This is a genomic window from Enterobacter cloacae complex sp. 302F9, assembly GCF_050030335.1.
Classification (GTDB): domain Bacteria; phylum Pseudomonadota; class Gammaproteobacteria; order Enterobacterales; family Enterobacteriaceae; genus Enterobacter; species Enterobacter hormaechei_C.
Genome location: NZ_JBLGUC010000004.1, coordinates 1 through 6,237 on the forward strand (window position 1 = coordinate 1; position 6,237 = coordinate 6,237).

The 6,237-nt window shown below is 50.0% G+C and carries 7 protein-coding genes; 6 read left to right on the forward strand and 1 reads right to left on the reverse strand.

Features of this window, described 5'->3' with window-relative positions; genetic code table 11:
- Positions 1–509: 509 nt before the first annotated feature.
- The 6 genes from ACQG0T_RS24005 (at position 510) to ACQG0T_RS24030 (ending at position 5,738) form a co-directional block, all read left to right on the forward strand.
- Positions 510–833, forward strand: coding sequence for a MobC family plasmid mobilization relaxosome protein (locus ACQG0T_RS24005; protein WP_001445156.1), 324 nt, complete (start codon positions 510–512; stop codon positions 831–833).
- Positions 823–2,316 (forward strand): plasmid mobilization relaxase MbeA, encoded by a 1,494-nt coding sequence (gene mbeA, locus ACQG0T_RS24010; protein ID WP_071789897.1) that lies wholly within the window; start codon positions 823–825, stop codon positions 2,314–2,316. The genes ACQG0T_RS24005 and mbeA overlap by 11 nt, the downstream gene beginning before the upstream one ends.
- A 169-nt stretch (positions 2,317–2,485) precedes the next feature.
- Positions 2,486–3,400, forward strand: coding sequence for a lipid A hydroxylase LpxO (lpxO, locus tag ACQG0T_RS24015; RefSeq protein ID WP_023343074.1), 915 nt, complete (start codon positions 2,486–2,488; stop codon positions 3,398–3,400).
- Positions 3,401–4,062: 662 nt separating this feature from the next.
- Entirely contained in the window at positions 4,063–4,599 is a 537-nt protein-coding gene (locus tag ACQG0T_RS24020) for a hypothetical protein (protein ID WP_023343080.1), read from the forward strand.
- A 4-nt stretch (positions 4,600–4,603) separates the two neighbouring features.
- Positions 4,604–5,194, forward strand: a complete 591-nt coding sequence (locus tag ACQG0T_RS24025; protein WP_023343079.1) for a tetratricopeptide repeat protein — start codon at positions 4,604–4,606, stop codon at positions 5,192–5,194.
- 82 nt (positions 5,195–5,276) lie between these two features.
- A complete protein-coding gene (locus ACQG0T_RS24030; protein ID WP_065707752.1) occupies positions 5,277–5,738 on the forward strand; it encodes a hypothetical protein in 462 nt (153 codons plus the stop codon).
- A 254-nt stretch (positions 5,739–5,992) separates the two neighbouring features.
- Here the strand turns inward: ACQG0T_RS24030 and ACQG0T_RS24035 are convergent, their stop codons facing one another.
- On the reverse strand, positions 5,993–6,103 hold the full coding sequence (locus ACQG0T_RS24035; protein WP_048246078.1) for a hypothetical protein: 111 nt from the start codon (positions 6,101–6,103) through the stop codon (positions 5,993–5,995).
- Positions 6,104–6,237: the final 134 nt, after the last annotated feature.

Consider the following 6,237-nt stretch of genomic DNA (forward strand, 5'->3'; position numbering starts at 1 on the left):
CAGGGGGAAACGCCTGGGATCTTTATAGTCCTGTCGGGTTTCGCCGCCACTGATTTGAGCGTCATATTTCGTGATGCTTGTCAGGGGGGCGGAGCCTATGGAAAAACGGCAACGCCGCATCCTTTTCCCAGCCCTTCCTGATTTGAGCGCCATCTCTTTATCCCGCCATTCGTGAGCCGGTAACGCCCGCCGCAGTCTCACGGCAGGAGCGTAGCGACCGAGTGAGCGAGGAGGCGTCATTTCATCGTCCCCAGCATTTCGCACTTACGCCCCACAGACGCATTTTTTACCTGCCACATGAAGCACTTCCCTGAATTCCCACTTCGATTTACCATATTAAGCCAGTATACACTCCGCTAGCGCTACGTGACTGGTTCAGGGCTGCGCCCCGAAACCCGCTAAAACCACTGACGCGCCTGCGGCTTGTCCAACACCGCGCCGACCGGGAAAAGATTTCCCGCCCGTCCCGGCGTTATCAGGAGGCCGGATTGGCAGACAAACGCAGCAAAATGCTCACGATGTGGGTGACCGAGGATGAGCACCGGCGTCTGCTGGAGCGCTGCGACGGTAAACAGCTTGCAGCCTGGATGCGCCAGACGTGCCTGGACGAGAAACCCGCCCGCGCCGGCAAGCTTCCCTCGATCTCGCCGGCGCTGCTTCGTCAGCTTGCCGGCATGGGGAACAACCTTAACCAGATTGCCCGGCAGGTTAACGCCGGTGGTGGCAGCGGGCACGACCGCGTGCAGGTCGTCGCCGCGCTGATGGCCATAGATGCCGGACTCGAGCGGCTGCGGCATGCCGTGCTGGAAAAGGGTGCAGACGATGATCGTTAAGTTTCACCCGCGAGGGCGCGGCGGTGGCGCCGGTCCGGTGGATTATCTGCTGGGGAAAGACCGACAGCGCGAGGGCGCCACCGTTCTGCAGGGGAAGCCGGAAGAAGTCAGGGAGCTTATCGACGCCTCACCCTACGCAAAAAAGTACACATCCGGCGTCCTGTCCTTTGCCGAAAAGGATTTACCGCCCGGGCAGCGCGAAAAGCTGATGGCGAGCTTTGAACGGGTTCTGATGCCCGGACTCGACAAAGACCAGTACAGCGTGCTGTGGGTTGAGCACCAGGATAAGGGGCGGCTGGAGCTGAACTTCCTGATCCCGAACACGGAGCTGCTGACTGGCAAGCGTCTCCAGCCGTATTACGACCGCGCCGACCGTCCGCGCATTGATGCCTGGCAGACCATCGTGAACGGCAGGCTGGGGCTGCATGACCCGAACGCGCCTGAAAACCGGCGGGCGCTGGTCACGCCGTCCGCGCTGCCGGAAACGAAGCAGGAAGCCGCTCAGGCAATTACACGGGGTTTACTGGCCTTGGCCTCGTCCGGGGAGCTGAAAACCCGCCAGGACGTCACTGAGGCGCTGGAAAGCGCAGGTTTTGAGGTGGTACGCACCACAAAAAGCAGCATCAGCATTGCCGACCCGGACGGGGGGCGAAACATCCGACTGAAGGGAGCCATCTATGAACAGTCTTTTAACGCTGGCGAAGGACTTAGAGCAGAAATCGAAAGCGCAGCAGCAGAGTACCGGCGAGATGCTGAAAGCCGCATTCAGCGAGCACGAGAAGTCTGTCAGAGCGGAACTGAGCGAAAGCGAGAAGAGAATCAGCGCCGCCATCCTCGACCACGACCGGAAGCTGTCCTCAGCCATGAGCCAGCGTACGAAAGGGATGCTGCGCATGGTCAGCCAGACGTGGCTGACCATCGTCCTGGTCTCCGTGCTGCTGATCGCCTCGAACGCGGCCATTCTGTGGTGGCAGAGTCAGCAGATACTCGACAATTACGTGAGCATCCGGGAGCAGAAGAGCACGCAGGCGATGCTGTCCGAGCGGAACAGCGGCGTGCAGCTCTCGACCTGCGGCGAGCAGAGACGCCGCTGCGTGAGGGTGAACCCGGAAGCGGGACGGTTCGGAGAGGATTCGAGCTGGATGATACTGGCGGGGAAATAGCACATGACAGAGCTGGAAAAACAGTTGCTGAGCGCATTAGAGCAGCTACAGCAGGACTACTCGAAAAGGCTGGACGAGTGGGAGAGCGCCTTCGCGGAATGGCGGACGATGTCTGGTCTTATGCAACGGGAGAACGCGGCGCTGAGCGAGCGCGTCACGGGCTTGAGCAGGCAGGTGCAGAGTTTGAGCGATCAGCTGCGCCGGTTGTCGAGCGGCTGAATGCCGTCGAGCTGCAGCAGGTGCGGGAGGCGCGGCATCAGAAAGCGCTGGAGCTCGAACGATCACAGCGACAGCGGGTATATCACGGTCCGTCCCTTTGATTCATTTCAGCATAATTCCTGCTGAAATCCTCTCTGCCTGTGTAGTAGATATGTTCTGGTGAAGCTTCGATTATACTATTGATAAATAGCATTTAGATTATAATTTAAGTGCATTCATTATGTTATCTTTAAGAGATTTTTATTATTGGCGTGAACAAGGAATATACACATGCTGTCACTTATTATTATTTTTGTTTTTCTTATCAGTGTATTGTATGCGCATTCTCGCGGTAAAATAAAACAAAAGTTTTCCAGGCAGTTATTTGATCATTCAACATTTATGGCTCCGATAAATATGTTTATGACAGGCTTTTCGAAGCTGCCGTCAAAGCAGGCATGGTTTCCCCCAGAAACATTTCCTGAACTTCAACCATTAATTGATAACTGGCAGGTTATAAGAGACGAAGCTGTTAATTTGCAAGGGCACATTAAATCATCTGAAAAAAATAATGATGCAGGATTTAATACATTTTTTAAGCGCGGTTGGAAGCGCTTTTACCTCAAGTGGTATGGAGATGCTCATCCATCAGCGGAGCGGCTTTGCCCAGTAACAACCCAACTGGTTAGCTCTATTCCCTGTATTAAAGCAGCGATGTTTGCTGAATTGCCTTCAGGAAGCCATTTAGGAAAGCATCGTGACCCTTATGCCGGTTCAGTTCGTTATCATTTAGGATTATCAACACCAAATGATGAACGGTGTTTTATTGAAGTTGATGGTGTACGCCGCAGTTGGCATGATGGTGAAGTGATAATTTTTGACGAAACTTTTGTTCACTGGGCTCAGAATGATACCGAGCAGACACGTATTATTTTGTTCTGTGATATAGAAAGGCCGATGAAGTGGCGGTGGTCACAAAAAATAAATAGGTGGATAGGTGGGGTGCTAATGTCAGCGGCAGCATCACCCAACGATAATAATGACAGGACTGGTGCTATAAATCATTTATTTAAATATGTTAATGCTATTCGTGATGCAGGTCAGAAGCTAAAAAAAAGGAATCGAAAACTATATTATTTGATTAAAAATGGAGTTATTTCTTTGATTTTTGTTTGGCTTGCTGTCTCAGTGTTTAGATGGCTGTGATTTGTTTTTTTCTATTGAGTCATACATAAATTTGGGTCTTCTATGCTCAATGTATGGTTATAGATAAAAATCGCCTGCTAAAAAATTCTATTGAAATCTTTTTAGTAAGAAAGGCCCGAATCTGACGCTCAGCGGGCCTTTCGTGAAGAAGTGCGGCAGTAGACAGATTTCATCTGATCACGTTCATGTGCTGCTGTGCAATTAAGCGTTTCTTTCGGAGCTTTCACGGTATTTCCTTCACGAAACCGGCCGCCATTCACTCTTGTGCATAGCCATGCAGCCGCGCAGAAATTATCAGGGGCGTTTTTCAGGGTTTGGGCCGGGGAAAGGTGCCGGAAACGGCCCTCAGGCCGCAGAAACGCGCTGAGGGGCTCTCAGGGGGTGCGGCCAAGAACTCTTATGTTAAATGCGGCGGTGTGGCGGGTTCTTACTTCACACATCATGTTGTCACTCAGACTGAGTCCAGAGAGAAAAAGCCCTCCGGCCGAAGTCGAGTAGTGTTTTACTGGTTTTTTTGCAGCCCCAGGAGTAATCGTCGTAGTACTTCGGATAGTTATTTGTATATATCTTGTGGTTTTATGTTGAGCTCTTCCGTTTTTGATGCTAAAAAGATTGTCATTACGCGGTGACTTGCCTTTTTTAAAACAAAAATGGAGATATCTATGCTTGATACTGACTGCATTACTGTTCTTACGGCCAGGGGTATTACTGAGATTTTAAATAGTGGAGGAAGCCAGGCTTGGAGACTTGATGCTACTCACGTAGCTAAGCTTCCGTACCTGGTTTGCGTCCAAAATTCGAAAAAAGACTGGGGTAGTCAGGAGGCTAAGCATCATCATGCATTTATGATCGGGAAAATATCCGGAGTAAGTCGAGCCCATGAAAACCCTAAGCGCTGGATCATAAATATTGATTCCTATGCTGAAATTGATATCCCTGGGCAGTGGGACGGCAATCGTAATCCAGTCTCCTATAGAAAACTTGAAGACATGGGAATTGATATCTCCAAAGTGGATTTCCAACCCCTACCTAAAGAGGATTCCTTAGTCTTGAATACGATAAAAGGCGGGGATGAATATGATGAGTATGAGGAGGATAGCAACAGAGTTAGGCCGATAAATCTAAAAGAGGCTAAAGCAGGGTTGGCTTTATATTTTGGTGTGAATGAGGATGATATTCAGATCACAATTAAGGGATGACCTTATGCCGTCACTCTCTGTTGAGCGCTGGTTAGCACTAGCTACTGCTGGAGATAGCCAGGCTAGATTTCATCTGGGTAAGATATTCTCATGCGGTCTTGGTGTGCATCAGGATTATAAGCAGGCTATATACTGGTTTCAGCTTGCAGCTGAGCAAGGCCATGATGATGCCCAGTTTAGTCTTGGTTGGGCATATCATCTGGGGTTAGGTGGATATAAAGATGCTCAAAAAGCTTCGGAATGGTATCAGAAAGCTGCTGAGCAAGGTCATGCAGAGGCTCAGTTTCAGCTTGGAAGGCTGTATGCTTTCTCTGATTTAAGAAATGATGCGTTAGCAGTCGAATGGTTTCTCTGTGCTGCGAAGCAAGACCACAGTAGTGCCCAATTTAAACTTGGCTGGATGTACCATCTCGGTATGGGCGTTGAGCAAAGTGATAGGCAGGCTTTCCATTGGTTTATTCTGGCCGCTGAGCAAGATCATGCAGGAGCTCAGGCATCTCTTGGTGAGATGTATAAAAATGGATGGGGGGTCGAGCAAGATGATGTTGCTGCGCAGGATTGGTTTTATCGTGCCAGAACCATGCACTATCCCTAAACCCGCCCTGTGCGGGTTTTTTTACGCCTACGTGTAAGAGGCTTGCGGAGCTGGCTGCTGCTGATTCATAACATGAAGCGTTATGGTAAATACATATTATGGTTATTTATTAGGAGTAACTCTGGGAGAGTGGGCTATGGGATCAGATGTTCAATGGCAGATAGATAATGGTTATTTGGCGCAAGTTATGGGGGATTTTTCGACAGAGTCGCCTAGCTTTGAAACGCCAATGTTTGGGCGATATTTTGATACCTTTCAAGCTGCTATACATGTTGCAAAAGCTTTCCCAGGGAGTACGTTGCAGCCATCAGAGTACGAAGATAAAACTGGGATGCTAATACGTCATTATTATGTGGATTGTCATCCGTATTATGATCGACTCCCTCCTGAAAAAAGCGATAATTTTCAGTATGATGAGTACCCTTCTGCTATTCATGTGGCTGCGTGTATTGATCAAGCTAGCAAAGAACTCGACGAACTATTGTTTGGTGGTGGATATGGGGAAAATGGTGAGGGGCATGCAAGCCCGATAATTTTATATTAGTGTTAGGGGCGGAGGGATATTATCCAATTTGTAAAATGATCTTCTTGAGATCGTTTTGCTCTGCGCGTAATCTCTTGCTCTGAAAACGAAAAAACCACCTGGGGAGGTGGTTTTTCGAAGGTTCAGTAAGTTGGGGAACTTCTGAACCGTGGTAACAGTCTTGTGCGAGACGTGTCACCAAATCTGTCCTTCCAGTGTAGCCGTAGTCCGGCCACCACTTCAAGAACTCTCGATACATCTCTCGCACATCCTGCTTACCAGTGGCTACCGCCAATGGCGATTTTGTCGTGTCTTTCCGGGTTGGACTCAAGTTGATAGTTACCGGAATGGGCGTGGTAGTCGGACTGAACGGGGGGGTCGTGCATACAGTCCAGCTTGGAGCGAACTGCCTACCCGGAACTGAGTGTCAGGCGTGGAATGAGACAAACGCGGCCACATAACAGCGGAATGACACCGGTAAACCGAAAGGCAGGAACAGGAGAGCGCACGAGGGAGCTAC